Raw genomic sequence first — 26134 nt, forward strand, 5'->3', positions numbered from 1 at the left:
CGAAAGGTCAACAGACCCTACCTCAAAGCCAGCTTCACTTTGCGTTTCTGCCAGCAACCCAAACCATCAGGCAGTGTTTCATCGATCAATAAATAGGTGTGGGTAATTTGGGTGACCTTACCGTTGTTACGTCCGAGGTACTGACCGGGGGCGACTTTGTAGACCGTCCCATTGGGTGCCTGTACGAGTCCGGAAACCGCGTTGCCCATCCCCATCACGCCTTTCAGACGCAGCTGACTTAACGGAAATTTTTCTAACTTGCTAGAACGCATTCTGGAGGGAGGCTGCCAACAATCTTTTCTCGCAATAGGTTGAGTCGCTATGGTTGCTTCTTGAGGTAATTCAAAAGGAGCTCGCAGCACTTGAGGGTCGTATATAACCGCGACGTATTTATCCGCAGGCTTGAGCTTCTCAACATCACGCTTTGCCTGATTTTCTACATCACGAAAGTAGTCCGATAACGATTCATCATTTGCCTGACACCCCACCAGCAACATCGCCATCAGAATCATCAGCAAAGACTTATTTTTCATCTTTCTTTTCCTCTGGTTTGAACTGATAGGTATTCGCTCTTACACGGAAGTGCAGTGTTTCACTCTCCTGACTGACGCGCTGCCAAGTCACATCTTGAAAAGTGATGATGCGAGGTAAAGTTGCAATCGCTTGTGAGAAACGCCCGATGTCATGAAAATCACCGGTTAACTCGATGTTAAGTGGCAATTGATATAAAAAGTGATCAGACTGCTTTTCTCCCCAGTCAATGCGTGTGAACGTCAGTTTATTGTCTATCCCGAGCTCATTGACAGCTGCCAGCATAGTGGCTAACTCTTTCTGAGCGGGTAATTGCTGTAACAACAACTCGTAACGTATGGTCAACTCATCTAACTGAGATTGGAGCTGCGGTAATGCAGCCACCTTGTTGGCTTTAATTCGTAACGCAACTTTGAGTGTTTCTTCCTGCTGGATAAGGTCATTTAATCGCTCTTCCTTAGGCACTAGGTAAAACCAATAACCGAAACCTTGGAGCAACAGGATTAACAAACTAATGGCTAGCAACTGAGGAATTAAAGGCCACTCAGCGATCTCATCCATTTCAAGATCTTGCCAATTAACCATGCTGACCTCCTTCTTCCTGCTCTACCGCTTTAAACATGAATGACACTTTGAAGGTCTGAAATTCTTTACCGAAACGTTCTTTGCCATGAACAATAGAGTGCATTTCAACGTCCAATAGCTTTGCTGAACGCTCCATGTTATCGAGCATGGTTGCCAAGCGAGGCGTGCTATCAGAAATGCCGGCGATTTCGATTTCCAGATCACTCATTTTGATCTTGTCGACATACACACCTTCAGGAATAACGGAAGGCATCAGATTCATGAATTCGGTGGTTTTGTTGCGGCCATTTTGCAAGCCTTCGACTACCTTCAGGCGTTCTAATATTTTTCCATGCTCTTGCTCTGCAATTTTCATCGCATTAATACGTTGATCGAGCTCTGCAATATAGTGAGTAAGGTAGTCGAGTCGGTTTTGCTGCTGATCTTGCTGGAACTCATAAAACTTACCGATCCCCCATTGAATACCAACAGCAAAAAACAATCCTAAAATGATCATTCCAACAAAACGACGACGATGCTCTTCTCTTTGGTTTTCCCGCCAGGGTAATAGGTTAATTCGATATAGCACGGCGGCCTCCTAACCATTGAATACCTCTTACAGCCAAGCCAGCGGCGGTTGAAAAGTGCTGCCAGTCCGCCGCTCGACGCTTACGTTTAGCAACGTTCATTTCAAATAAGCCTAACGGATTCAGTAACTCGCACTCGATCGCCAACTGATGAGAAAGCTCCTCAGCCAGCATTGGCGTTGTTGCTCCCTCACCAGATAACCAAATACCTTTTATGTTTTGTGACCCGTTAATAGACGTATAAAGCTGTATCTGACGTTTGACACGATCGACCATCTGACGATTGAATTGATTTGTTTTGGCTTGTTCCTCTTCGGACAGAGGACTTTCCGGAGCCGAGACCTGAATAGAACCTGTTCCACTGACAAATTCTTTATAGAACAACTCGCCTTGCTCGGTGAACATCGTGAATGAACTTGATAGAGAACCAACATCGAGCAAACCGTACTTACTTTTGTCAGGAAAACGCTCTGCAGCCAGTTTCCATATCTGCCCAAGGCTTTGTGAATGAACATCAACCAGGACAGGTTTGAGGCCAGACTTACGTATTGCTTCTACTCGGCTCTCTACGACATCTTTACGGGTCGCAAACACTTGGTAACTATCAGGCCCTCGCTGACCTTTTTCCGTATTGAGACGAACAAAGTCCAGACTCAACTCTTCAACAGGGAAAGGAGATTGATGAGAAAAAGCCTGCACGACCGCGAACTCTATTTCGTTCTCTTCGAGGTCTTGTTCAATGTGCAGTTTTTTGCTGATAACCGCATTATCAGGGACTGAAATTGCCACTTTTCTTGCCCCAAATGGCAGGTCTTTTTTCACCTGTTTGAGTGTATTTACAATTTCTTGATGATTTATGATGTTATTTTCAGCGACAATACCATCCTTAAGTAATATTTCTTTGTAACCCAACAAGGCGAATTGCTCGCCATTGGGTTTAAGTACGACGGCTTTGAGGCTGTTATGGCCTATATCGATGCCTGTAACGATTCGCTTATCCATCTTCTACTCTCGCTCCGAAATTTCTTCGCGCAAAGGTTGTTATTAACGCCCAAATAAGAGTTAATATCTCTATGTGCTAAATTTTTGACCTAAGAGTACAAGGGTTTGCAGTTACACAGCCTCAACCAATCAGGGATTCTCCGGTGAAGTTCATAAAGCGTTTATTTTTATTAACATTGATTTGCATAATTCTTGGAGTCACCACTATTTTTGGCTTCTATCAGTACGTGAAGCCTGAATTACCAGATGTTGCAACTCTAAAAGACGTTGAATTACAAACACCTATGCAGGTGTTTAGTCAAGACGGGAAGCTGATCGCACAGTTCGGTGAAAAGCGTCGCATTCCTGTCACTTATGATGAAATTCCTCAAGACTTGATTCATGCATTAATCGCAACAGAAGACAGCCGTTTTTACGAGCATCCAGGTATCGACCCGATCGGTATCACTCGTGCCGCAGTAGTCGTTGCGCTTTCTGGTTCAGCAAAGCAAGGGGCGAGTACCATTACGCAGCAGTTGGCACGTAATTTCTTCTTATCAAATGAGAAGAAGGTGATGCGTAAAATTAAAGAGATTTTCATCGCAATCCACATTGAGCAGCTGCTAAGTAAGCAAGAGATCATGGAACTTTACGTTAACAAGATCTTCCTTGGTTACCGCTCATATGGTTTTGGCGCAGCTGCGCAGGTTTACTTTGGTAAAAGTCTAAACGAACTGACACTCAGTGAAATCGCAACGTTAGCTGGTATGCCAAAAGCGCCATCAACCATGAACCCAATTTACTCATTGGAGCGTGCAACTAATCGTCGTAATGTCGTATTAATGCGTATGCTGGATGAGAATTACATTACTCAAGAGCAGTTCGATGAGGCACGCAACGAACCTATCGTCGCGCGCTATCACAGTGCGGAGATCGAGTTATCAGCGCCTTATGTTGCTGAGTTAGCTCGTGCTTGGGCAGTAAAAGAGTTCGGTGAAGAAAAAGCCTACACATCAGGTATGAATATCTACATGACTGTAGATTCAAAACTTCAGGATGCCGCGAATACAGCTGCCGTGAACAACTTGCTCGCCTACGATGAACGTCATGGTTATCGTGGTGCAGAAAAGGCGCTTTGGAAAAACGGTGAAAGTGCTTGGGATACAGAGCAAATTGAACAGCACCTTAAGAAGCAGCCTACCTACGGCGACCTTTCTCCTGCAGTGGTAACCAAAGTAGAAGGGAAAACGGCGCAGGTATGGGTAAAGAACAACCAGATGCAAACGATCTCTTGGTCAGGCATGAACTGGGCACGTAAATACCTTACGGATAATCGTCAGGGTTCCGCACCAAAATCAGCGCAGGATATTCTCTCTGAAGGTGAGCAAATTTGGGTTCGTGAGATTAGCTCTAGCGATGACGAAGGTAATACGGTACATAATTGGAAGCTGAGTCAGGTTCCGAATGCCAATACCGCGTTTGTCGCAATGAATCCAGAAAACGGCGCTATCTTGTCTATGGTGGGTGGCTTTAACTTTATCCATAGCAAGTTTAACCGTGCGACCATGTCAGTGCGTCAGGTGGGCTCAAGTATCAAGCCGTTCATTTATTCTGCCGCTATCGATAAAGGCCTGACGCTGGCGACTCTCGTCAACGATGCACCGATCAACAAATGGGATGCTGGCTCTGGTTCAGCATGGCGACCAAAAAATTCACCGCCAACTTACGGTGGCCCAACTCGCCTTCGCATCGGCCTTGCTCAATCGAAGAACGTAATGGCTGTTCGTACTCTACGCGAAGTGGGTTTGGATGAAACACGTCAATACCTAACGCGTTTTGGTTTTGATATTAACGATGTTCCGCGCTCAGAAACGATTGCTCTTGGTGCTGGTAGCTTAACACCGATGAAGGTCGCGCAAGGTTACTCAGTATTTGCCAATGGCGGTTACTATGTCGAACCGTTCTATGTCGACCGAATTGAAGATGCGTTTGGGGAAGTACTGTTTAAAGCGAACCCTAAGAGCGTTTGCAAGCAGAACTGCCCACAAGTCATCGAACAATACACCGAGGATCGCTTTGCGAATGAGTTTGGTGAGCAAGATGTTGAGATTGAAGGGTTAGCAACAGATAACGCGCTAGAAAGTGATGAGCCACAATACGCTCCTCAAGTTATTTCACAAGAAAATGCATTCCTGATGCGTGAAATGATGTACAGCAATATTTGGGGTGGCGGTGACTGGCGAGAAGGCACTGGTTGGAACGGTACTGGTTGGCGTGCACAATCACTGAAACGTCGTGATATTGGTGGTAAGACTGGTACAACGAATGACTCTAAAGACGCTTGGTATAATGGTTACGGTCCAGGTGTTGTAGCTGTTGCTTGGGTTGGCTTTGACGACCACTCAAGAGCGCTTGGCCGTGCTACGGTGAACAGTAACCTCGGTCAAGGACAAGTATCAGGTGCAGAGGCTGGCGGTAAAACAGCCGAGCCAGCTTGGATCGACTTTATGCGTGTGGCGCTTGAAAACACACCAGAGCAGAGTAAGCAAGTTCCAGACAACGTTGTGCAAGTACGCATTGATCGTAGCAGCGGCATGCTGACCGACAACGTAGATGGTAGCTCTATGATGGAGTACTTCGAGAAAGGTACAGAGCCAACCGAATACTCAGGTAGCTTCTTGGAAGACAGTATTTACTCCAGCGGTGGCGGAACAACAGAAGAGCTGTTCTAATACTAATACAACAAACAAAACAGGGGAGCCAATAGCTCCCCTGTTTTATATCAACTCATCTCTATTAAGCCGCAATCGATGATGGGCAACTCGCCAGAATATCTTTGATTTTCTCAGCAAGTGCTTCAAAGCGTGCACGAAGTGGTGATCCCGGACGGTACACCAGCACAATTTTACGTGTGGGAGTCGGATTTACCGCAGGAATATAACTCACACCGTCCTTTTGCTTCTCATGTGGTAGTGATAGCTGAGGTAGCAAGGTGATCCCCGCACCAGCAGCCACCATATTACGCAGCGTCTCTAAACTCGTGGCTTTGAATCGCTCATCGTCTTTTGCTCCTGCCGCAAAACAGAAGCCTAACGCCTGATCACGTAAGCAGTGGCCATCTCCGAGAGCCAATACCGTTTTACCCTTCAGTGACATCATGTCGACCTGCTCTAACGATGCCCATTCATGATCGCAGGGTACGGCAACACTTAACGGTTCGTTATACACTTCGATCTCTTTGAATGGTTCGGTTTCGGCCACGGAGGCCAATACCAGACAATCCAGCTTTCCGTCTTCCAGTTGATGCACCAACTGATGAGTCTGAGCTTCATGCAGGAATAACTCCAGATCCGGAAATTCTACTTTTAGTTCGGGAATAATCTTAGGTAACAAGTAAGGACCAACGGTGGGAATAAAGCCAATATGCAATGGACCAGTCATCGCACCATTTTGACCGCTCGCCATGTCCTTAAACATTTTCACTTCACTTAAAATACGTTTTGCTTGATCCACCAGTTGTAAACCAGAGTCGGTAAACAGTACACGGCGGCTACTGCGCTCTAAAAGCGTCGTACCAAGCTCGTCTTCTAACTTACGGATTTGTCCGCTAAGGGTCGGCTGGCTAACAAAACATGCTTCTGCCGCTTTACGGAAGTGTTTATGTTCCGCAAGCGCGACGAGGTACTCAAAGTCCCTAATATTCATAACACACGACTCGCTTTTATTTATTGATAGTTAACATCTATCAAAACCATAACACCAAACGATTACAGCTATCAAAAGATTTTTATAATAATAGGCCTAACCAAACAGAACAGACACGAGCTAAACGCTCAAAACTAAAAAGAATTTTTAAGGAATACAATGTTTATCTCTAAAGAAGGTCAAAATACACCACAAGTCATTTTCCCAACTCGTCAAAACGGCAATTGGGTTAATCTCACCACTGATGAGATTTTCAAAAACAAAACGGTTATCGTCTTTGGTTTACCTGGCGCATTTACTCCGACTTGTTCTTCAAGCCATTTACCTCGCTACAACGAACTGTTTCCAGTATTTAAACAACACGGCGTGGATGAAATTTTATGTGTGTCGGTGAATGACGCGTTTGTGATGAACGCATGGAAACAAGAGCAAGAAGCGGAAAACATTACGTTCATCCCAGACGGCAATGGTGAGTTTACCGAGGGTATGGGGATGCTGGTTGATAAAAGTGAACTTGGCTTTGGTAAGCGCTCTTGGCGTTACAGCATGCTGGTGAAAAATGGTGTTGTTGAAAAAATGTTTATTGAACCCAATGAACCAGGCGACCCGTTTAAAGTGTCAGATGCAGATACGATGCTCAACTACATCGCTCCTGACTACAAGACGCAAGAATCAATCACGGTCTTCACCAAGCCAGGTTGCCCATTCTGCGTGAAAGCAAAGCAGAACCTGATTGATAAAGGACTTCAGTATGAAGAAGTGATCCTGGGTAAAGATGCAACGACGGTAAGCCTACGCGCGATTTCTGGCCGTACTACCGTGCCTCAGGTATTCATTGGCGGCAGACTAATAGGCGGTAGCGAAGAGCTAGAAACCTACTTAGGCTAAAACAGCCTCATCACTCAAATTACAGATAGAAAAAAGCCCCAAAATCAATATCGATTCTGGGGCTCTCTTAGATTCTTCTAAGAAAAAGCAGTGGTACTTTAATAGACCCGGCTTTCTCTTAAAGGTTCCATCTTTTTTCGATTTTTTTAGCAAATACTTATGTAACGATATCGCCACGAAGTTATGTTATTGAATGCTAAAATGATCAACCATTTATGCTACATAACTTTTCTGGATCAACTGCTCGACCAAATTGATCTCCAGCGCGACTTCATCACACGCATGTTGACGAGGGCACTGTTCACAATCTTTCAGTACTTTCTCCGGTAATAGAGATTTCGAAGTCGGTACGAAGTTCTGCTTCATAAAGAACTCTGGTGTTCTCGTGAGTACAAAGACTTTTTTGATCGCCATTTGACGGGCTTTTTCCACTAGGTAGTTCACAATCGCACTACCCTGCCCCTGACCTTGCCAGCCAGCTTCAATGCCCAGAGAGCGAACCTCTGCCAACCCAGAGTCATAAACGTACAATGAAGCGCAACCAGTGACTTCACCATGATGCTCTGCGACCGCGAATGAGCCAATATCGCGCACCAACTCATTACGAGAGCGTGGCAGGTTTTCACCTAGGTTAGCCCAGTAAGCCACCATACCTTCTAGCGTCTCGATGTCAGTCAAACGCGCAGGACGTACTTTAACTGCCGCATTATCACGCTGAATTAAACGCTTGTCTGCCTGATCAACGGCATAAGCCACTTGCTGCGGTGACACACCTCCAAGCGCACAACGTTTTTCAAGACAAGATTCGATAGTAAGAATCTCATACACATCATTTTCAATAACGTCAGAGAATACTTTCAGCTCTTGCAGAGACAACTCTTCAAGCGCGCAGCCTTTCTCAATCGCACCGACAACGGCAACACCAACAATATGGTGCGCTTCACGGAATGGAATGCCTTTCGCAACTAGGTAATCAGCCAGTTCAGTAGCATTGGCATAACCCTGCTTCGCCGCCTCCAGCGTTCTTTCACCATTGACTTTGATACCATCGAAACACAACGCTGCCATTTCCATGCAGTCGTTCCACGTATCTAATGCGTCGAACAAGCCTTCTTTGTCTTCCTGCATGTCTTTGTTGTAAGCCAATGGCAGTGCTTTAACGGTCATCATCATCGCAGAAAGCGCGCCGTAAACACGACCGGTCTTGCCACGGATTAACTCAAGCGCATCTGGGTTTTTCTTCTGTGGCATCAATGATGAGCCAGAAGTCACCGTGTCAGCCAACTCGATGAAGTTCGACTCACCTGAGTTGTAGAAAATCATATCTTCAGCTAGACGCGAAAGGTGCAGCATTGAGATAGAAGCGACAGACATCAGCTCCATCACGTGGTCACGGTCTGATACCGAGTCCAGAGAGTTACGCGTTGCACGGTGGAAACCAAGATTGTGCGCCAGTTGCTCACGGTTAATTGGATATGCAGTACCCGCTAATGCACCAGAACCCAGTGGACAAGTGTCTAAACGCTGTAGTGCGTCACTCAAACGAGAGTGGTCACGCTCAAACATTTCAACGTAAGCCAGACACCAGTGAGCAAAGGTCACAGGTTGTGCACGTTGAAGGTGAGTGTAACCTGGCAATACCGTGCCTTGATGTTGCTTAGCAACGTGGACCATTTGCGATTGCAGACGGTCTAAAGCAATCAATAATTGCTGACCTTGTTGACGACACCAAAGCTTAAGGTCGGTGGCTACCTGATCGTTACGTGAACGGCCAGTATGAAGTTTTTTACCTAAGTCACCCACCTTGCCGATAAGTTGCTGCTCAACCCAAGAATGGATATCTTCTGCGTCAGAGCCTAGGATCTGATGCGGATCTTCCATCACTTCAAGTTTCAGCTCGTTTAAAGCGAGTTCAAGTTTCTGTTGTTCTTCTGCCGACAGCACATCGACAGACAGCAATGCCTTAGACCATGCAATTGAGCCTACAATGTCTTGCTCAGCCAATCGGTAGTCGAAACGCAACGAATCGTTGAATTCTTTGAATCTGGTATCTGCTGCTTGGGTAAATCTTCCGCCCCATAATGCCATTGCGTCTCTCCTGATGACTATTGCTAACTCTAAAGTACTCTAATTAGTGATGACTAAATTGATGGTCATTTGCTCACTTTTTCTTATAGGCCAACGTTACGGCAATTTGAAGAAAAAATAAAGTATAAATTCAATATTTTTACATATCTATTCACGAAAATTTAGTTTCATACACATAAAAACGCGTTGAAAACAAAAAGACCTGCCAATCAATGGCAGGTCTTTTTAATCAGTGGTGAAATATGCTTATTTCTTCTGGCTGTTCAGAGCGCGGATACGGCTTGATAGCGAGTAAAGACGGATGAAACCACCAGCATGGCTTTGGTCGTAAACCTCGTCTTCGCCGAAGGTTGCAAACTCTTCTGAGTACAAGCTGTTGTCAGAACGTTTTTGAGTAACCGTTGCCTGACCTTTATATAGCTTAACAACCACTTCGCCGTTTACATCTTGAGCAAGCTCTTCTGAAGCCGCTAGGATTGACTTACATAGCGGTGTGAACCAACGACCATCGTACACAAGATGAGAGGCTTTAAGACCGAGCTCTTCACGGAATTCGAATGATGATTTGTCTAGCACTAGCTGCTCAACGGCACGCAGTGCTTCCATCATGATGGTGCCTCCCGGTGTTTCGTAACAACCACGAGACTTCATACCAACTAGACGGTTCTCTACGATATCGATACGACCAACACCGTGCTTCGCACCTTTCTCGTTTAGGTAAACTAGCGCATTGTATGGCGTCATTTCTTCGCCATCTACTGCAACCACTGCACCTTTCTCAACTTTTAGCGTCACGTATTCAGCTTCGTTTGGTGCCTGCTCTGGATCAACTGTCCATACCCAGCAGTCTTCGTTTGGTGCATTCCAAGTATCTTCTAGTACACCACCTTCAGTTGAGATGTGCCATGCGTTTGCGTCACGTGAGTAAATCTTAGTCAGAGACGCTGAACAAGGAATGTTACGCTCAGCCAGGTAATCCAGACATTGCTCACGGCTTACTAGATCCCATTCACGCCAAGGAGCGATAACATGCAGATCTGGTGCTAGTGCTGCAAACGCACCTTCAAAACGAACTTGGTCGTTACCTTTACCAGTACAACCGTGACATAATGCGTCAGCGCCAACTTTACGAGCAACTTCAACCTGCGCTTTTGCGATGATTGGACGCGCCATTGAAGTACCTAGCAGGTATTTACCTTCGTAGTAAGCGCCAGTTTTTAGCGTTGGGTAGACGTACTCTGCAACCATCTCTTCTTTTAGGTCAGCGATGTAACACTCAGATGCACCTGATGCTTTCGCTTTCTCTTCAATGCCTTCTAGCTCTTCTGCGCCTTGGCCTACATCAGCGACAAACGCCACAACTTCACAGTTGTAGTTCTCTTTTAGCCACGGGATGATTACTGAAGTATCTAGACCGCCTGAGTATGCGACTACTACTTTATTTACGTTCACTTTGCTCATTTTTTTCTCCAAATTTAACTGGCTCTGCTCTCGGCGGTCAGTGCCAACTACTTCCTAATGTTTAATTCTTTAAATTCTTTACTGCGACGTTATTGAGGCAGAAACTGGGTACCGATGCTCTGACCAGCAAATAGCTGCTCCAGCTTCTCAGGGTAACGCCAGGTTGCCACTTCGATAGGACGACCAAGATCATTGGCTGCCTCCAAAGCGGCTTTAACTTTGACGATCATGCCGTCAGTGATCACATGCCCTTCGATCAATGCATCGGCTTCTTTTTCAGACAAGCTTTTGATCAAGTGACCTTTGCCATCCAAAACACCGCTCACATCTGAAAGCAGAACCAACTCCGCATCCAGTGCACCAGCAACCGCTACTGCCGCTTGATCCGCGTTGACGTTCATCAGTTGACCTTCTTTTGTCAGGCCAATTGAACTGATGATTGGCAGTGCGCCAGTGTTTAAGATCGCTTGGATCAGTGTTGAATCACCCGGAGAGGCTTTACCTACTGCGCCCAATTCCGGATCGAGTTCTTCCACCTGGCATAAACCGCCATCCGCTAAGCTCATGCCCACCGCGTTAAGACCGTCTGCAATCGCCTGACCTTGAAGTAGCTTATTTGCTGTCCCCGCTAGTGCTCCCGCAATAACTGGGATTTGATCGTAAGGCGTCACTCGTAAGCCGTTCTTCTTCACGGTTTGAAGCTGCAATTTAGTCATCAGCTCATCAACCAGGTAGCCACCGCCATGAACGATGGCGATTTGTCGCTGCGCCGAACTTTGGTAGGCCGCGATGGCACCAAAAAGTTGGCTTAAGGTTTTTGTGCAAGATAAAGCTGCACCGCCTAGCTTAATGACTAATGGAGCTTGATTGGTTTGCGTCATTGCTTTTCCCTCTATCAACGACTACAGCAACGCTGTCAGTTCTGGGTAACCGTAATGAATATTTAAACATTGCATCGCTTGACTTGATGCACCTTTGAGTAGGTTGTCGATGGCAGAAATCACAATCACGTGTTCGCCTTGAACCTTCCAGCCGATATCGCAGAAAGGTGTATTTTCAACATCCTGAATACGTGGAATACCATCGCCTTTTAGACGTACCGCTGGCTTGCCTTGATACGCTTGTTCAAACGCCTGAGTCACTTGCTCTTCGGTCACACCTGCGGACAGCTTCATTGTGATGGTGGCAAGAATACCACGCTTAAAGTTGCCCAGATGAGGCGTAAAAATCACATCACACCCTAGGTGTTGAGCGATCTCTGGTTGGTGACGGTGATTGAACACTCCGTAAGGCTGCAGGCTCACTTCGCAAAAGCTGTTGGTCATCGACGCTTTTCTGCCCGCACCAGATACGCCACTCGTCGCGTTAATCACTGGCCATTGTTGAGTATCCAATAAACCACCTTCTAAAAGGGGCTTGATGGCCAATTGCGATGCTGTTGGGTAGCAGCCAGCTACCGCAACTAAAGGAGTGTTTTTAATTGCGTCAAAGTTCCACTCCGCTAAGCCGTACACCGCTTTATCTAGCCAGTTGTTAAATTGATGCTTGAAGCCATAGAAAGTGTCGTAAAAGCCTTCGTTCTGAACACGGAACGCGCCAGATAAATCGAAAACCTGACATCCAGCGTCAAGGAAAATTGGGGCGAGGTCATGGCTCACTTCATGTGCTGTTGCCAAAAACACCACATCTGATTCTGCTGCCACTTGCTTTGGATCGGTTAACGGATTCACTGGCATATCAATAACGCCGGCTAACTTGCCGTGCAGCTGGGCAATACTTTTTCCTGCATCTACACTGTTGGCGGAAACGTATAAACCTGATAGCGTGAGTTCTGGGTGTTTGTTAACCATTAAAGCTAACTCTGCGCCGGTGTAACCGCTGGCTCCGATAATCGTGGTTTTTAGCATTCTATAACATCCGTAAACTTAAAGGCCCAAGTGACTATTCATATTTAATTTTTGCTATATTTTGATTTTTTATTCATTAAATATGATTTAATATGTGTTTTACAGTTTTGTGCTCTGTCTGTCAATAGGAGATTTGAAGAATCCATGCAATTACCAACGTTTCTAGAGGTCTATGAAGGACTCATCAGTACCTCTTCAATCAGCTCCACCGACCCGAAATGGGACCAAGGCAATGCGAAAGTCATTGAGAAACTCGCATCCTGGTTCAAAGATCTAGGGTTCAGTGTTGAGGTGATCGAAGTCGAACCAGGCAAACACAATATGATCGCACGTATGGGCGAAGGCGAAGGTGGCCTCCTTTTAGCTGGTCACAGTGACACGGTGCCATTTGATGAAGGACGCTGGAACTTCGACCCGCATAAACTGACTGAAAAAGACAACCGCTTTTACGGTCTTGGTACGGCAGACATGAAAGGCTTCTTTGCCTTCATCTATGAAGCCGTAAAGAAAGTCGACTGGAGTAAACAGAAGAAGCCACTGTATGTATTAGCGACTTGTGATGAAGAAACCACGATGCTAGGCGCTAGACACTTTACCGCTAATGCTCCTTTTAAACCGGACTACTGCATTATAGGCGAACCAACCAGCCTGGTTCCCATTCGTGGCCATAAAGGTCATGTCGCCAACGCCATTCGTGTGACTGGTAAATCAGGTCATTCATCAGATCCTGCACTTGGTGTTAACGCCATTGAGATCATGTATGAAGTTATGTTTGCCATGATGAAGCTGCGCGATAAGTTAATTAAAGAGTACCACCACCCGGGTTTTGCTATTCCTAGCCCAACATTGAACTTGGGTCATATTCACGGTGGTGACAGTGCCAACCGTATTTGTGGCTGCTGTGAACTGCATTACGATGTTCGCCCATTACCTGGCATCAGCTTAGATGGTCTAGAGAACATGCTACGCGGTGCTTTAAAAGAAGTGGAAGCCAAATGGCCGGGACGTATTGAGGTAATACCGCTACACGAATCCATTCCGGGTTACGAGTGCCCTCATGACCACCCATTCATTGGTGGCGTAGAAGAACTGTGTGAAACAAGCTCGCAAACCGTGAACTACTGTACAGAAGCACCATTTCTACAAGAGTTGTGTCCAACGTTGGTACTTGGACCGGGATCTATCGATCAGGCCCACCAGCCAGATGAGTTTCTTGCTTTTGATTTTATTGACCCGACCATTGATGTACTGTCTAAAGCAATGATCAAATACTGTTGTTAGCGAAATAAAAATACAATGTACCTGTACAGCTCCGATGAGCTGTACAGACTGTTGTTTCTCACCACACTTCATTGACCGTTAACACTTATTTAACTTGTTATTTTGTAATTAATTTTCATTTATTACGTCATGAGCGCTGTATCTTTGCTCTAAATCAGGAGAGAAGCGGAATAATTACAAACATAGTAGGCTTTATTTGACTAGAACTGGTGCTTTTCGCTAGATTGGTGTCTTAACAAGGACAATGGATGTAGTTTTTTTACGAGGCAGGACGACAATGAACGAGAAATACGCCGCACTCAAAAGCAATGTGCGCATGTTAGGCCACTTACTGGGTAATACTATTCACGATGCCCATGGCGAAGAAATCTTCGACAAAGTGGAAACCATTCGTAAATTATCCAAATCAGCCCAAGCAGGAAATCAAGCAGACAAAGAAAGCTTGATAGAAGAAATTAAACACCTTCCTGATGAGCAATTGACCCCCGTTACCCGAGCGTTTAACCAATTTCTAAACCTCACGAATATTGCTGAGCAGTACCACACGATTTCACGTCACTGTGAAGAGCACATCTGCGAACCAGACGCGATCAACTCGCTATTTTCTAAACTGGTACAAAACGATGTTAGCAAGCTTGATACCGCTCAGGCTGTACGCGACCTGAATATTGAACTGGTACTGACCGCTCATCCAACTGAAATCACTCGCCGCACTATGATCAATAAACTGGTGAAAATCAACGAGTGTTTATCAAAGCTTGAGTTAAGTGACCTTTCATCGAAAGAGCGCAAGAAAACTGAACGTCGACTAGAACAGCTGATCGCACAAGGCTGGCATTCAGACGTGATCCGCCAACAACGCCCAACACCACTTGATGAAGCGAAATGGGGCTTTGCTGTCGTGGAAAACTCACTATGGGAAGCCGTACCTGAGTTTTTACGCGAGATGAACGACCGTCTGGAATCTTATCTTGGCGAGGGTTTACCAATCGACGCACGTCCGGTGCATTTCTCCTCTTGGATGGGCGGCGACCGTGACGGCAACCCATTTGTAACGCATAGCATCACGCGTGAAGTTCTGCTTTTATCTCGCTGGAAGGCGGCGGATCTTTATCTAAATGACATCAACGAACTGATCAGCGAACTGTCGATGACCGTCAGCAACGATCAAGTTCGTGAACTGGCAGGAGATGATCAACACGAACCATATCGTGCGATCCTCAAACAGCTACGCACTCTGCTTAATGAAACCAAAGATATTCTAGATGCGAAAATCCATGGCCAAAAACTGGCAGTCAAAGCACCACTACAAAAAGTAGAACAGCTTTGGGACCCTCTATACGCGTGTTACCAATCACTGCACGAGTGTGGCATGGGTGTTATCGCGGATGGCTCACTGCTTGATACTCTGCGCCGCGTGAAGGCGTTTGGTGTTCACCTAGTTCGTCTGGATATTCGTCAGGAAAGTACTCGTCACGCAGATGCACTATCTGAGTTGACTCGCTATCTTGGTATTGGTGACTACCAGCAGTGGAGCGAGCAAGACAAGCTTGCCTTCCTGACCAACGAACTGGCTTCCAAACGTCCTCTTCTACCACGTGACTGGGAACCATCTGAACCAGTTCAGGAAGTTTTAGACACCTGTAAGATCATTGCTGCACAATCTCGTGAAGCATTCGGTGCTTACGTCATCTCCATGGCACGTACCGCGTCAGACGTTCTGGCAGTTCACTTACTGCTACAAGAATCTGGCTGTCCTTACCGCATGGATGTCTGCCCTCTGTTTGAAACCCTAGACGACTTGAATAACGCAGAATCCGTCATCAAACAACTGATGGATATTGACCTATACCGTGGCTTTATCCAAAACCACCAAATGGTCATGATTGGCTACTCTGACTCTGCAAAAGATGCAGGTGTTATGTCAGCAGGCTGGGCTCAGTACCATGCAATGGAATCTCTGGTTAAAGTCGCTGAAGAGGAAGGCGTGGAACTGACATTATTCCACGGTCGTGGTGGTACTGTTGGTCGTGGCGGTGCTCCTGCACACGCTGCTCTGCTGTCTCAGCCACCTAAGAGCCTTAAAGGCGGCCTGCGTGTAACCGAACAAGGTGAGATGATTCGCTTTAAGCTAGGTCTTCCAGACGTGGCTGTAAACAGCTTCAACCTATACGCCAGTGCCATTCTGGAAGCGAACCTGCTACCACCACCAGAGCCAAAACAAGAGTGGCGTGATCTGATGGAAGTGCTCTCTCAAGTGAGCTGTGAAGCGTACCGTAGCGTTGTGCGCGGCGAACCAGATTTTGTACCTTACTTCCGCCAGGCGACACCAGAACTGGAGCTAGGTAAACTACCACTGGGATCTCGTCCCGCGAAGCGTAACCCTAAAGGCGGCGTAGAGAGTTTACGTGCCATTCCATGGATCTTCTCATGGAGCCAAAACCGCTTGGTTCTACCAGCATGGTTAGGTGCTGGTGAAGCAATTCAATACTCAGTAGACAAAGGTCATCAAGCGTTATTGGAAGAAATGTGTCGTGAGTGGCCATTCTTCTCAACACGCCTTGGCATGTTAGAAATGGTGTACTCGAAGTGTAACATTGATATCTCTCGCTACTACGACCTGCGCTTGGTTGATGAATCACTTCGTCCATTAGGCGAAAGATTACGAGAGCAGCTGCAGAAAGACATCAAATCGGTTCTGAATGTAGAAAACAATGAGAACCTGATGCAACATGACCCGTGGGGTCTAGAGTCCATCCGCTTACGTAACATCTACGTTGAGCCATTGAACATGCTTCAAGCAGAGTTACTGTATCGTACGCGTCAAAATGAGGAGGCGTCAGCTGACCTTGAAGAAGCGCTGATGGTGACTATTGCGGGTATTGCGGCAGGCATGCGCAACACAGGTTAAAATAGCCTGTTAGCAGTAACTTATTATGATATAAAAGGCTGAGCAATCGCTCAGCCTTTCTTATACCCATCAAATTGAACAGCAATCAACCAGATAAATACCCCAAATAAAACCCAAAAAGAACCAGAAAAACAGAATAAATAACCACAAAAATACATTACTGAGTATTATGTTAGTTTTTTGGTGTTATTCTTTCCTAGTATTCCACTTCATGCTTATTATTTATATACTACTCGCCTTGCTGAGAGCGAATAAATCCAACCATATCAGCTCCAGCCTCGATGGTTACCACCCATCTTTCTAGGTGATAAACGGCTTTAAGGTGACAGGACCAACATTTGTTGGTGCTACTTATGCGTAAAAAACTCAAACGCCATTAAGAGCGCAACTGAAAGTATAAGTAGCTTGTTTACAAGTTTATTGACCATTTGGATTGAAGACATGTCATTACCACACGTAATCTTAACTGTGCTTAGCACTCGCGATGCAACCGGTTACGATATCACAAAAGAATTCTCAGCTAGCATTGGTTACTTCTGGAAAGCAAGCCACCAGCAAGTTTACCGTGAGCTAAACAAAATGGCTGAGAAAGAACTGGTTACTTGCGTATTAGAGCCTCAAGAAGGCAAACCAGACCGTAAAGTTTACTCCATCACAGATGCTGGACGTAGCGCCCTAGGTGAATGGTTTGATCAACCAACTGCACACCCAACCGTTCGTGACGAGTTTTCAGCGAAGCTGATGGCTTGTGCTGTGCAACCTGCTGCACCTTACCGTGAGCAACTGTCTGAATTGGTTGAAGAGTCACGTAAACTGGTTTCTCACTATAAAGAAATCGAAGCAGCTTACTACGCGACACCGTCTACTCTGGATAAACAAGCTCGTCTGGAACGCCTAACACTACGCCGCAATTTACTACTGCGCGAAACGTGGATCACGTGGGCAGAAGAAGTGCTAACTGAACTTGAAGTTATCGGCTAATCCACTATAAATAGCTCATAACTTAGCAACAAAAAGGCTTGCCATTTGGCAAGCCTTTTCTTTTTATCCACGTCTTAGACTGCAACTTTAGGACGCACACCCAAGGTGTGGCACAGCGCGTAAGTCATCTCAGCTCGGTTTAGTGTGTAAAAGTGGAAATCTTTCACACCTTCGCGGCTCAGTACACGCACCATATCAATCGCCTGACTCGCACCGACTAATTGACGAGTTACCGGATCATCATCCAAACCTTCAAATTGTTTGCTCATCCAGCCTGGAACTTTTACGTTATTCTGCGCAGCAAAGCGAGACGCCTGTTTAAAGTTAGATACTGGCAAAATACCCGGTACGATTTCTACGTCGATACCAGCGATAACACAGCGGTCACGAAAACGCAGGTAAGACTCTACATCGAAGAAAAACTGAGTAATCGCTCGGTTCGCACCAGCATCTACCTTGCGCTTCAGGTTTAGCAGATCAGCCTGTGCGCTTTTTGCTTCAGGATGCACTTCTGGGAAAGCCGCTACTGAGATATCGAAATCATGACGAGACTTCAACAGTTCAACCAGATCAGAGGCATACATATCAGGAGCGCCGCCACCTGGTGGAATATCACCACGCAGTGCGACGATATTTTCGATACCGTTGTTCCAATAATCATCCGCAATACCAATCAACTCTTCACGAGTCGCATCGATACAAGTCAGGTGCGGTGCTGCCACTAAGCCGGTTTCTGATTTGATTTCTTTAATGATGGAATGAGTTCTGTCACGCTCACCAGAGTTCGCTCCATAAGTAACAGAAACAAACTTAGGCTTAAGCACTTTTAGACGGTGCACAGAGTTCCATAGCGTCTCTTCCATCTTTTCATTGCTTGGCGGAAAAAACTCAAATGAAACATTAATATTGTCTGATAATTCAGCGATATTCTGATTCAAGGCATCGATATGGCCTGCGTGCGTGTAACCCATCTTACTCTCCCTGTGGCAACCCGCCACGAAATCAAATTCTCAAATCGACGTTTAGACGTCCATATGTCTACAGAATGTATTGAATACGATTTAATGTCAACCTTGTGATTATGAATTTTTTTCACGTTAATGATGAGGATAGTTCAAGTTCATTATTAGCTAATACTTATCCATGAAAATAGGTTGCCAATAACAGTTCTGAGTTTAAGTATGGCACCAAGGAAGGAATAAAAAACCCCGGATGGCTTCCGGGGTTTTGGGGGAATTAAAAGCTTTTAAAACAGTCCTGCGAGGCGGTTGAGGTCGGACTGAATCGCCCCCGCTGTGACTTCGCGTCCAGCGCCCGGGCCACGAATAACCAGAGGATTATCTTTGTACCACTTGCTCTCAATTGCAAAAATATTGTCACACGGCAGTAAGTTAGCCAGCGCATGTTCACGGGACAAGGCTTCAATGCCAACGGTCGCTTTGCCGTCTTTTTCTAAACGTGCAACGTAACGCAGTACTTGATCGTTTTTCTGCGCTTTGGTCAAACGCTCTTGCAGAATCTGGCTCAGCAGCGCTGAATTATCAAAGAACTCATCTAAGCTCAGCGTACGCAGTTCCTCAGGAACCAAAGACTCCACCTTTACGCTTCCCGGCTCAATATTCAGACCGGATTCGCGTGCCAGAATGACAAGCTTACGCATCACATCAGAACCATCTAAGTCAGAGCGAGGGTCAGGTTCAGTTAATCCTTGCTGCCAGGCTAAATCCACTAACTCGCTGAATGAGACTGAGCCATCAAACTGTTGGAATAACCATGAAAGCGTACCGGAGAAAATACCAGATAGTGCGATAATCTCGTCTCCACTCTCGCGAAGATCACGCACCGTATGGTTTATTGGTAACCCAGCACCGACCGTGGCGTTATACAGCCAGTGACGTCCAATTTTAGCAAACGCATCCTGAACCTGATGGTAGTACTGACTATCAGCTGAGCCCGCTACTTTATTCGCCGAAATCAGGTGAATGCCTTGCTGTGCAATATCAACGTAACGTTTCGCTAATTCCTGACTAGCGGTAACATCTAGGACCACCGCTTCATCGTAGTCCTGAAGCGCTCCAAGACGAGACAACCAAGAGCCGTCGTTTTCAATACTTTCGTCGTTGAACCGTACTGCCACACTAGACGCATCGATGCCTCGACTATCAAACCAATACATTTGACTATCAACCACCGAGACTAAGTCAAAGCTCATACCATGACGTTTTTCGAGTTCGCTTTTCTGTGAAGCGAATAAATTCAGCCAGCTCGAACCAATATTCCCTTTACCGCATAATGCGACGGCAACGCGCTTTTGTGCCTGAAATAACTGACTGTGAACCGTCTGTACCAATTCTTCGGTATCGGTGTGACGTAATACTGCTACCAGACTTAAACCAGACTCCGTCTCAGAAATAAATTCCACCGGAGAATGTTTAAGCTTTTGCTGAAAACCAAAACAGTGATTCGCATTGGTAGTGACACCCGCGCCTACAGCAGCTATCAGAGAGTATCCTTCGCTGAGATGAATTTCCGCATCTAGATCAAACTCCTGCAGGTACTTAAGCGCACCACCAGCAATTTCTGCAGTGTACGCCAGTCGCAAGACTTTCTGCTCTGGCTGAGCTTCAAAAGCAAGTGGCTCCAACTGAGCACGTTTAAGAGATTCGAGTACATCACTCTGTGTTTTGTCAAAGTCATGCCCTTGCGCAAATGAAAGCTGAGCCAATAGCACGTCATCCAGTGAAGTGATGATTTTCGCCCCACGACCGGAAGCCAGAACTCGCTCAATGCGAGTTGAACCAGACTCTGGAAGATAGCTGCACTTAAGGCTCAGATCCATGGTGCTTTGAGCTACAGGTTGCAACGTTCGGCTGTGCAGTACAGGCGCAGCTAAACGAGCAAGCTCACTGGCTTCATCCAGTCTTAATAGTGGTAATAAGCATGCATCTGATACCAAACGGGGGTCAGCGCTATAAACGCCAGCCACATCACTCCAAATCGTTACAGTGCTAACTTCAGCAAGCGCACCAATCACGGTTGCAGAATAGTCTGACCCGTTACGGCCAAGCAGAACAGTTTCACCATTATCATTTTGTGCCATGAAGCCGGTAATGATCACACGTTTGTGACTATGTTGTGCCAGTGCTTCTTTGATAAGCGGGTATGAACCAGCACGATCAACTTCTGGTTGAGTTCCCGCTTCCGCGCGCAGGAACGCTCGTGCGTCTTGCGCTACAGCAGGCAGTTCCTGTTGCGTCAGTAAAGCAGCCAATAATCGAGAAGACCAGACTTCTCCGTGACCTAATACTGCAGCCTTTTGTGCTTCTGTCAGGGGGGAGGTCAGCTCTGACAGTGTGCTGAATTCATCTCGCAAAGAAGCCAGTAGCTGCACTTGAGCTTCTCCCTCTAATAACTCTTCGACGAGACTGATTTGAAACTGTCTCAAGCTCTGCAAAGATTCGTGCGCAATTCGACCATCTTTTTCTAAACCTTCAAGGAACTCAATCAGGCGGTTCGTTGTTTTACCTGCTGCTGAGACCACCACCAAGTCATTTTCTGCAGAGTATTCTTTGAGAATTCCCGCTACACGTAAGTAACACTCTGGATTGGCCAGGCTGCTACCACCAAACTTGTGTAGCTGACGTTGTACAGTCATTACTGTCTCCTATTACTGTGCAGATTTGGTGAAAGCTTGTTCTAGGTCGTCGATGAGGTCTTGCGCATCTTCCAGCCCTACTGAAAGGCGCAGCAACTGATGCGATACACCTGCTTGGGCCAGCGCTTCTTCACCCATTGCACGATGCGTCATAGACGCAGGATGGCAAATCAAGCTTTCTACCCCGCCCAAAGATTCAGCGAGTGAGAACAATTTCAGTTCTTTAACAAAGACTTTAAGCTGCTCAAATGAGCCCGCAAACTCAAAGCTCAACATGGAGCCAAAACCAGACTGTTGTTTTTTAGCAATCTCGTGGCCAGGATGTTCCGGTAGACTTGGGTGATAAATTTTAGCCACCAAAGATTGCTTCTGCAGGTAAGCCAGAACCTGCTGTGAGCTTTCTTCATGCAATCGCATACGCGCACCCAAAGTACGAAGACCTCTTAAAGTCATGTAGCTATCAAAAGGCGTGCCTGTGGCACCAATACAGTTGCCCCACCATGCTAACTCTTCGGCATGCTCTTGTGTTTTAGTGATAACCACGCCACCAATCACATCTGAGTGTCCATTGATGTATTTCGTTGTAGAGTGAATCACAAAGTCAGCACCTAGCTCTAAAGGCTTTTGGTACACCGGTGTCAAAAAGGTATTGTCTACCGCGACCAATGCGCCAACTTGCTTCGCTTTTTCACATACCATAGCAATATCCACAACACGAACCAGAGGGTTCGATGGCGTTTCTAACAGAACCAGCTTTGGTTTCTGTGCTAATGCAGCATCCAGCGCCTGTTCATCAGTTTGATCGACAAACAGCACCTTGAAGTCACCCTTGTTAGCACGGGTATTAAACAGACGGTAAGTACCGCCATAGCAATCATGAGGTGCAACAATCAGGTCATCAGGCCCAATAAAAGCAGAAACCCATAAGTTCAATGCTGCCGTACCACAGTTTGTGATAACAGCCCCAGCCCCCGACTCCAACTCAGACAACGCATTTTCTAATAATCCACGGTTTGGGTTACCTGAGCGCGTATAATCGTACTTAGGCACTTCCCCAAACGCAGGAAAGCCGTAGTTCGTCGAAAGGTAAATTGGTGGAACGACAGCATGGTATTGAGTGTCAGACTCAATACCGGTGCGTACAGCAATGGTTGCAGGCTTACGGGTGCTCATGGGTGTATCCTTTCGCAGATGATGACTTCTAAATGGGAATGCGCTATATCTAAATGGTCAGATTCAATGGATTGCACACATCCCTTACTGTTCTTGTCACTTTACTCGTCAAAAATTGAGACGTCAACACTTCTAGACGTCCGTATGTCTTTGCTTATGGCAGTAAATGCAGCTAAAATCAGCACCTCAATTAGTTTTTAACCTATTACAAATATGAAGGTACGCAATGGCTGACTGGAATGGCGAATACATTAGCCCATATGCTGAGCATGGAAAGAAAAGCGAACAAGTAAAAAAAATCACTGTATCTATCCCGCTGAAAGTTTTAAAAGTGCTAACTGATGAACGTACTCGTCGTCAGATCAACAACTTACGCCACGCAACCAACAGCGAACTCCTATGTGAAGCATTCCTACATGCGTATACGGGTCAGCCACTTCCAACGGACGAGGACCTTCGTAAAGATCGCCCTGACGATATTCCGACTGAAGCAAAAGCTCTGATGACCGAAATGGGCATTGAATTTGAGTCATTTGACGAAGAGTAATTTAGAGCGCGCCGAATACACCAAGCGGTTATTTAGCGCCGAATACTAAAAATAACATAAAAAAATGGGACGCCATCGCGTCCCATTTTTTGTACATCTTCTCAATCTTAGTCTTACTCTGCCATGTAATTTTCAGGCATTTCAATACGAGCAACACCAGAGTCAACTGCTGCTTGAGCCACTGCTTTTGCAACACGAGGCAACAGACGAGCGTCCATTGGCTTAGGAATAATGTAGTCAGTACCAAACTCAAGCTTATCCACACCAGCAGCTTTCAGTACGGCTTCTGGTACTGGCTCTTTCGCCAATTGACGAATAGCATCAACCGCCGCAAGTTTCATCTCATCATTAATTTCACTTGCACGCACATCAAGCGCACCACGGAAAATGAATGGGAAACAAAGCACGTTGTTTACCTGGTTCGGATAATCACTGCGTCCAGTACCCATGATCAAGTCATCACGAACTTCATGAGCAAGCTCTGGCTTAATTTCAGGATCAGGGTTTGAACATGCAAAAACAATTGGCTTATCTGCCATCAGCTTTAATGCTTCTGGTGGAAGTAAGTTGGGACCAGACACCCCAAGGAACAGATCCGCGCCTTCAATCACATCTTCTAAAGTACGCTTATCGGTGTTATTCGCGAATAGCTCTTTGTACTCGTTAAGATCATCACGGCGAGTATGAATCACGCCTTTACGATCCAACATGTAGATCTTTTCACGCATCGCGCCACATTTGATCAGTAGTTCCATACACGCGACTGCAGCAGCACCGGCACCAAGACAAACGATCGTAGAGTCTTCAAGTTTCTTACCTTGCAGCTCAATCGCGTTCAGCATGCCAGCTGCCGTTACGATTGCTGTACCGTGCTGGTCATCGTGGAATACAGGCACATCACAGCGCTCGATAAGACGCTTTTCAATTTCAAAGCAGTCTGGAGCCTTAATATCTTCCAGATTAATGCCACCGAAAGTATCAGCAATGCTTGCCACGGTATTAACGAACTCGTCGATCGTGCGGTGCTTTACTTCGATATCAATGGAATCAAGTCCAGCAAAACGCTTAAACAGTAGTGCTTTACCTTCCATAACAGGCTTAGAAGCCAGAGGGCCTAAGTTACCCAAGCCAAGAATCGCGGTACCGTTAGAAATAACGGCTACCATATTACCTTTCGCGGTGTATTTATATACATTGTCAGGGTTTTGCGCGATTTCACGTACAGGCTCAGCCACACCAGGGCTGTAGGCTAAAGCAAGATCACCGGCTGTTTCTGCAGGTGTTGTTAGCTCAACTGCAATCTTCCCAGGGGTTGGGTATGCATGGTAGTCAAGAGCTCGTTGGCGTTGTTCTTCTTCGGGAGTTACTGCTTTGTCTTCAGACATGGGGGTGTTTCTCTTTTTTATTTTTAGGTAAGGGGGAATAAATTCTAATGGATAGAAGTCCATCTTCATAGGTAAGATTGCGAGCGATATCCTTAAAAAATCGATATTAAAAGAGATTAGACCAGATAATCAGTAAAAGCACCTAACTTTTAAGTCAGGTGCACTAGTGTAAGAGTCAGATTTTAAACATAACTATAGGATAGCCGAGATTAATCCTCATCGACATACTGCGCTTGTAGGTAGTTTTCGATGCCAGACATCTCGATCAAACCAAGCTGCGTCTCAAGCCAGTCGACATGCTCTTCTTCATCTTCGAGAATATCCTGGAACAAATCACGTGAAACGTAGTCTCGAATATCTTCTGCGTAAGCAATCGCATCTTTTAGATCGGGTATAGCGGCCATTTCCAGTTTAAGATCGCATTCAAGCATTTCTTTGGTATCTTCACCGATCATCAGCTTTCCGAGATCTTGCAGGTTCGGTAAACCTTCTAAGAATAAAATACGTTCAATGAGATGATCAGCGTGTTTCATTTCATCAATAGACTCGTGATATTCCTTATCAGCTAAATGCTTTAAGCCCCAGTCTTTATACATTCGAGCATGAAGAAAATACTGATTTATAGCGACGAGCTCGTTACCGAGTATTTTGTTGAGATGTTGGATTATGATTGGATCGCCTTTCATTGACTGGCCCCTCCTCTATTTAGGCTTCATTTAAATGTAGAAGCAAATGAGAAGGTGTCAAAAGGCTCAGCGCTTTCACTAGAGCAATTATAGTGATTAGCTAGCTTGTTTTAGTTCGGTGTAGTGTTCTGCTAAAATTTCTTTGGCTTGTCGGATACACTTTCCGCATTGGCTACCCAAGGCTGTACATCGCTTTATTCCCCTGATATCCGTTATGCCTTCATCAACTGCCAACTTCCTAATTTTCTTGTCAGAAACACCATGACAAAGACATACAAACATACTCAAAACCCATAACAGTAACCATCGAAAAAACAATATAAACAAGAATGGTTCTTGTTACCAGTCGTATTAACCGGTCATTTCAGAACATTTGGTTATATTAATCTTAGAAGAATAAGAAAGGATCAATAACTTAGAGATAAGTGATGAAATTAAGGTAGGGATAGGAGAGTAACCCCCTGTTTTAAAGAAATAAAAAGTATGGTCGTTTTATATCGGCTTATAACTGAATGGATCAGTAGACATGAAAAAGGGAAGCCTAAGCCTCCCTTTTTCTGCTGCGCTTTCTTCAAAATGAAGAAACGTGCGAGATTTCGCTTAATTCGTTAAGAATTAGTCGAAGATCTTAGCAACAACACCAGCACCTACTGTACGGCCACCTTCACGGATCGCAAAACGTAGACCTTCGTCCATTGCGATTGGTGCGATTAGCTCAACAGTCATCTGTACGTTGTCGCCTGGCATTACCATTTCTACGCCTTCTGGTAGCGTGATGTCACCAGTTACGTCAGTTGTACGGA

Annotated in this window: 21 protein-coding genes and 1 pseudogene; 6 read left to right on the forward strand and 16 right to left on the reverse strand. The window is 45.7% G+C overall.

Annotated elements, in window-relative coordinates; all coding sequences use genetic code 11:
• Positions 1–17: 17 nt before the first annotated feature.
• Genes L3V31_RS20325 through pilM form a run of 4 tightly spaced genes read right to left on the reverse strand, consistent with a single transcriptional unit; the run spans position 18 to position 2684 of the window.
• Entirely contained in the window at positions 18–533 is a 516-nt protein-coding gene (locus L3V31_RS20325) for a pilus assembly protein PilP (RefSeq protein WP_237318804.1), read from the reverse strand.
• On the reverse strand, positions 523–1116 hold the full coding sequence (gene pilO, locus L3V31_RS20330; RefSeq protein ID WP_237318806.1) for a type 4a pilus biogenesis protein PilO: 594 nt from the start codon (positions 1114–1116) through the stop codon (positions 523–525). The genes L3V31_RS20325 and pilO overlap by 11 nt, the downstream gene beginning before the upstream one ends.
• Positions 1109–1684 (reverse strand): PilN domain-containing protein, encoded by a 576-nt coding sequence (locus L3V31_RS20335; RefSeq protein WP_237318808.1) that lies wholly within the window; start codon positions 1682–1684, stop codon positions 1109–1111. The genes pilO and L3V31_RS20335 overlap by 8 nt, the downstream gene beginning before the upstream one ends.
• Positions 1668–2684, reverse strand: coding sequence for a type IV pilus assembly protein PilM (pilM, locus tag L3V31_RS20340; RefSeq protein WP_237318809.1), 1017 nt, complete (start codon positions 2682–2684; stop codon positions 1668–1670). The genes L3V31_RS20335 and pilM overlap by 17 nt, the downstream gene beginning before the upstream one ends.
• Before the next feature lie 143 nt (positions 2685–2827).
• Here pilM and L3V31_RS20345 point away from each other — a divergent pair, with 143 nt between their 5' ends.
• On the forward strand, positions 2828–5395 hold the full coding sequence (locus L3V31_RS20345; RefSeq protein ID WP_237318811.1) for a PBP1A family penicillin-binding protein: 2568 nt from the start codon (positions 2828–2830) through the stop codon (positions 5393–5395).
• A 64-nt stretch (positions 5396–5459) separates the two neighbouring features.
• On the opposite strand, the gene oxyR is transcribed toward L3V31_RS20345, so the two are convergent.
• On the reverse strand, positions 5460–6368 hold the full coding sequence (gene oxyR / locus L3V31_RS20350) for a DNA-binding transcriptional regulator OxyR (RefSeq protein WP_237318813.1): 909 nt from the start codon (positions 6366–6368) through the stop codon (positions 5460–5462).
• 159 nt (positions 6369–6527) lie between these two features.
• On the opposite strand from oxyR, the gene L3V31_RS20355 reads away from it, so the two are divergent.
• Positions 6528–7256, forward strand: coding sequence for a glutathione peroxidase (locus tag L3V31_RS20355; RefSeq protein ID WP_237318814.1), 729 nt, complete (start codon positions 6528–6530; stop codon positions 7254–7256).
• Positions 7257–7469: 213 nt separating this feature from the next.
• Here the strand turns inward: L3V31_RS20355 and argH are convergent, their stop codons facing one another.
• The 4 genes from argH to argC form a co-directional block, all read right to left on the reverse strand.
• On the reverse strand, positions 7470–9344 hold the full coding sequence (argH, locus tag L3V31_RS20360; protein ID WP_237318815.1) for an argininosuccinate lyase: 1875 nt from the start codon (positions 9342–9344) through the stop codon (positions 7470–7472).
• A gap of 246 nt (positions 9345–9590) precedes the next feature.
• Positions 9591–10805 carry an argininosuccinate synthase gene (locus L3V31_RS20365; RefSeq protein ID WP_237318816.1) on the reverse strand — a complete coding sequence of 405 codons (1215 nt, stop codon included), beginning with the start codon at positions 10803–10805 and terminating at the stop codon, positions 9591–9593.
• An 89-nt stretch (positions 10806–10894) separates the two neighbouring features.
• A complete protein-coding gene (gene argB / locus L3V31_RS20370; RefSeq protein ID WP_237318817.1) occupies positions 10895–11686 on the reverse strand; it encodes an acetylglutamate kinase in 792 nt (263 codons plus the stop codon).
• Between the two features lie 21 nt (positions 11687–11707).
• Positions 11708–12712 carry an N-acetyl-gamma-glutamyl-phosphate reductase gene (gene argC / locus L3V31_RS20375; protein ID WP_237318818.1) on the reverse strand — a complete coding sequence of 335 codons (1005 nt, stop codon included), beginning with the start codon at positions 12710–12712 and terminating at the stop codon, positions 11708–11710.
• Between the two features lie 144 nt (positions 12713–12856).
• Here argC and argE point away from each other — a divergent pair, with 144 nt between their 5' ends.
• From argE to L3V31_RS20390, 3 genes are all read left to right on the forward strand, one after another.
• The gene (gene argE, locus L3V31_RS20380) at positions 12857–13993 is read left to right on the forward strand and encodes an acetylornithine deacetylase (RefSeq protein ID WP_237318819.1); all 1137 of its coding nucleotides are present in this window, start codon (positions 12857–12859) and stop codon (positions 13991–13993) included.
• Between the two features lie 277 nt (positions 13994–14270).
• The gene (gene ppc / locus L3V31_RS20385) at positions 14271–16904 is read left to right on the forward strand and encodes a phosphoenolpyruvate carboxylase (protein ID WP_237318820.1); all 2634 of its coding nucleotides are present in this window, start codon (positions 14271–14273) and stop codon (positions 16902–16904) included.
• 441 nt (positions 16905–17345) lie between these two features.
• Complete coding sequence (locus tag L3V31_RS20390; protein WP_237318821.1) at positions 17346–17885, forward strand: PadR family transcriptional regulator; 540 nt, start codon at positions 17346–17348, stop codon at positions 17883–17885.
• Positions 17886–17959: 74 nt separating this feature from the next.
• Here L3V31_RS20390 and metF read toward each other — a convergent pair whose 3' ends face one another.
• The 3 genes from metF to L3V31_RS20405 all read right to left on the reverse strand — a co-directional run bounded on the left by metF (position 17960) and on the right by L3V31_RS20405 (position 22713).
• Positions 17960–18856, reverse strand: a complete 897-nt coding sequence (gene metF / locus L3V31_RS20395; RefSeq protein ID WP_237318822.1) for a methylenetetrahydrofolate reductase — start codon at positions 18854–18856, stop codon at positions 17960–17962.
• A gap of 275 nt (positions 18857–19131) precedes the next feature.
• The gene (locus L3V31_RS20400) at positions 19132–21540 is read right to left on the reverse strand and encodes a bifunctional aspartate kinase/homoserine dehydrogenase II (RefSeq protein ID WP_237318823.1); all 2409 of its coding nucleotides are present in this window, start codon (positions 21538–21540) and stop codon (positions 19132–19134) included.
• Between the two features lie 12 nt (positions 21541–21552).
• Positions 21553–22713 (reverse strand): O-succinylhomoserine (thiol)-lyase, encoded by a 1161-nt coding sequence (locus tag L3V31_RS20405; protein WP_237318824.1) that lies wholly within the window; start codon positions 22711–22713, stop codon positions 21553–21555.
• 226 nt (positions 22714–22939) lie between these two features.
• Here L3V31_RS20405 and metJ point away from each other — a divergent pair, with 226 nt between their 5' ends.
• Positions 22940–23260 carry a met regulon transcriptional regulator MetJ gene (gene metJ, locus L3V31_RS20410; protein WP_014233166.1) on the forward strand — a complete coding sequence of 107 codons (321 nt, stop codon included), beginning with the start codon at positions 22940–22942 and terminating at the stop codon, positions 23258–23260.
• A 113-nt stretch (positions 23261–23373) separates the two neighbouring features.
• Here metJ and L3V31_RS20415 read toward each other — a convergent pair whose 3' ends face one another.
• From L3V31_RS20415 to tuf, 4 genes and pseudogenes are all read right to left on the reverse strand, one after another.
• Complete coding sequence (locus tag L3V31_RS20415; protein ID WP_014233167.1) at positions 23374–24645, reverse strand: malic enzyme-like NAD(P)-binding protein; 1272 nt, start codon at positions 24643–24645, stop codon at positions 23374–23376.
• A gap of 209 nt (positions 24646–24854) precedes the next feature.
• Positions 24855–25331 carry a bacterioferritin gene (gene bfr / locus L3V31_RS20420; RefSeq protein WP_237318826.1) on the reverse strand — a complete coding sequence of 159 codons (477 nt, stop codon included), beginning with the start codon at positions 25329–25331 and terminating at the stop codon, positions 24855–24857.
• 96 nt (positions 25332–25427) lie between these two features.
• Positions 25428–25613 (reverse strand): bacterioferritin-associated ferredoxin, encoded by a 186-nt coding sequence (locus L3V31_RS20425; RefSeq protein WP_076633424.1) that lies wholly within the window; start codon positions 25611–25613, stop codon positions 25428–25430.
• Between the two features lie 333 nt (positions 25614–25946).
• Positions 25947–26134: pseudogene (gene tuf, locus L3V31_RS20430) on the reverse strand (elongation factor Tu); the annotation flags it as partial.

Source organism: Vibrio sp. J1-1, assembly GCF_021728395.1.
In the GTDB taxonomy this organism is placed as follows: domain Bacteria; phylum Pseudomonadota; class Gammaproteobacteria; order Enterobacterales; family Vibrionaceae; genus Vibrio.

Excerpts from the sequence above, each read along its gene's own strand:
- L3V31_RS20325 (WP_237318804.1), bottom strand. The coding sequence starts at position 533 with ATGAAAAATAAGTCTTTGCTGATGATTCTGATGGCGATGTTGCTGGTG.
- pilO (WP_237318806.1), bottom strand. The coding sequence starts at position 1,116 with ATGGTTAATTGGCAAGATCTTGAAATGGATGAGATCGCTGAGTGGCCT.
- pilM (WP_237318809.1), bottom strand. The coding sequence starts at position 2,684 with ATGGATAAGCGAATCGTTACAGGCATCGATATAGGCCATAACAGCCTC.
- oxyR (WP_237318813.1), bottom strand. The coding sequence starts at position 6,368 with ATGAATATTAGGGACTTTGAGTACCTCGTCGCGCTTGCGGAACATAAA.
- L3V31_RS20355 (WP_237318814.1), top strand. The coding sequence starts at position 6,528 with ATGTTTATCTCTAAAGAAGGTCAAAATACACCACAAGTCATTTTCCCA.
- argH (WP_237318815.1), bottom strand. The coding sequence starts at position 9,344 with ATGGCATTATGGGGCGGAAGATTTACCCAAGCAGCAGATACCAGATTC.
- L3V31_RS20365 (WP_237318816.1), bottom strand. The coding sequence starts at position 10,805 with ATGAGCAAAGTGAACGTAAATAAAGTAGTAGTCGCATACTCAGGCGGT.
- argB (WP_237318817.1), bottom strand. The coding sequence starts at position 11,686 with ATGACGCAAACCAATCAAGCTCCATTAGTCATTAAGCTAGGCGGTGCA.
- argC (WP_237318818.1), bottom strand. The coding sequence starts at position 12,712 with ATGCTAAAAACCACGATTATCGGAGCCAGCGGTTACACCGGCGCAGAG.
- argE (WP_237318819.1), top strand. The coding sequence starts at position 12,857 with ATGCAATTACCAACGTTTCTAGAGGTCTATGAAGGACTCATCAGTACC.
- ppc (WP_237318820.1), top strand. The coding sequence starts at position 14,271 with ATGAACGAGAAATACGCCGCACTCAAAAGCAATGTGCGCATGTTAGGC.
- L3V31_RS20390 (WP_237318821.1), top strand. The coding sequence starts at position 17,346 with ATGTCATTACCACACGTAATCTTAACTGTGCTTAGCACTCGCGATGCA.
- metF (WP_237318822.1), bottom strand. The coding sequence starts at position 18,856 with ATGGGTTACACGCACGCAGGCCATATCGATGCCTTGAATCAGAATATC.
- L3V31_RS20400 (WP_237318823.1), bottom strand. The coding sequence starts at position 21,540 with ATGACTGTACAACGTCAGCTACACAAGTTTGGTGGTAGCAGCCTGGCC.
- L3V31_RS20405 (WP_237318824.1), bottom strand. The coding sequence starts at position 22,713 with ATGAGCACCCGTAAGCCTGCAACCATTGCTGTACGCACCGGTATTGAG.
- metJ (WP_014233166.1), top strand. The coding sequence starts at position 22,940 with ATGGCTGACTGGAATGGCGAATACATTAGCCCATATGCTGAGCATGGA.
- L3V31_RS20415 (WP_014233167.1), bottom strand. The coding sequence starts at position 24,645 with ATGTCTGAAGACAAAGCAGTAACTCCCGAAGAAGAACAACGCCAACGA.
- bfr (WP_237318826.1), bottom strand. The coding sequence starts at position 25,331 with ATGAAAGGCGATCCAATCATAATCCAACATCTCAACAAAATACTCGGT.
- L3V31_RS20425 (WP_076633424.1), bottom strand. The coding sequence starts at position 25,613 with ATGTTTGTATGTCTTTGTCATGGTGTTTCTGACAAGAAAATTAGGAAG.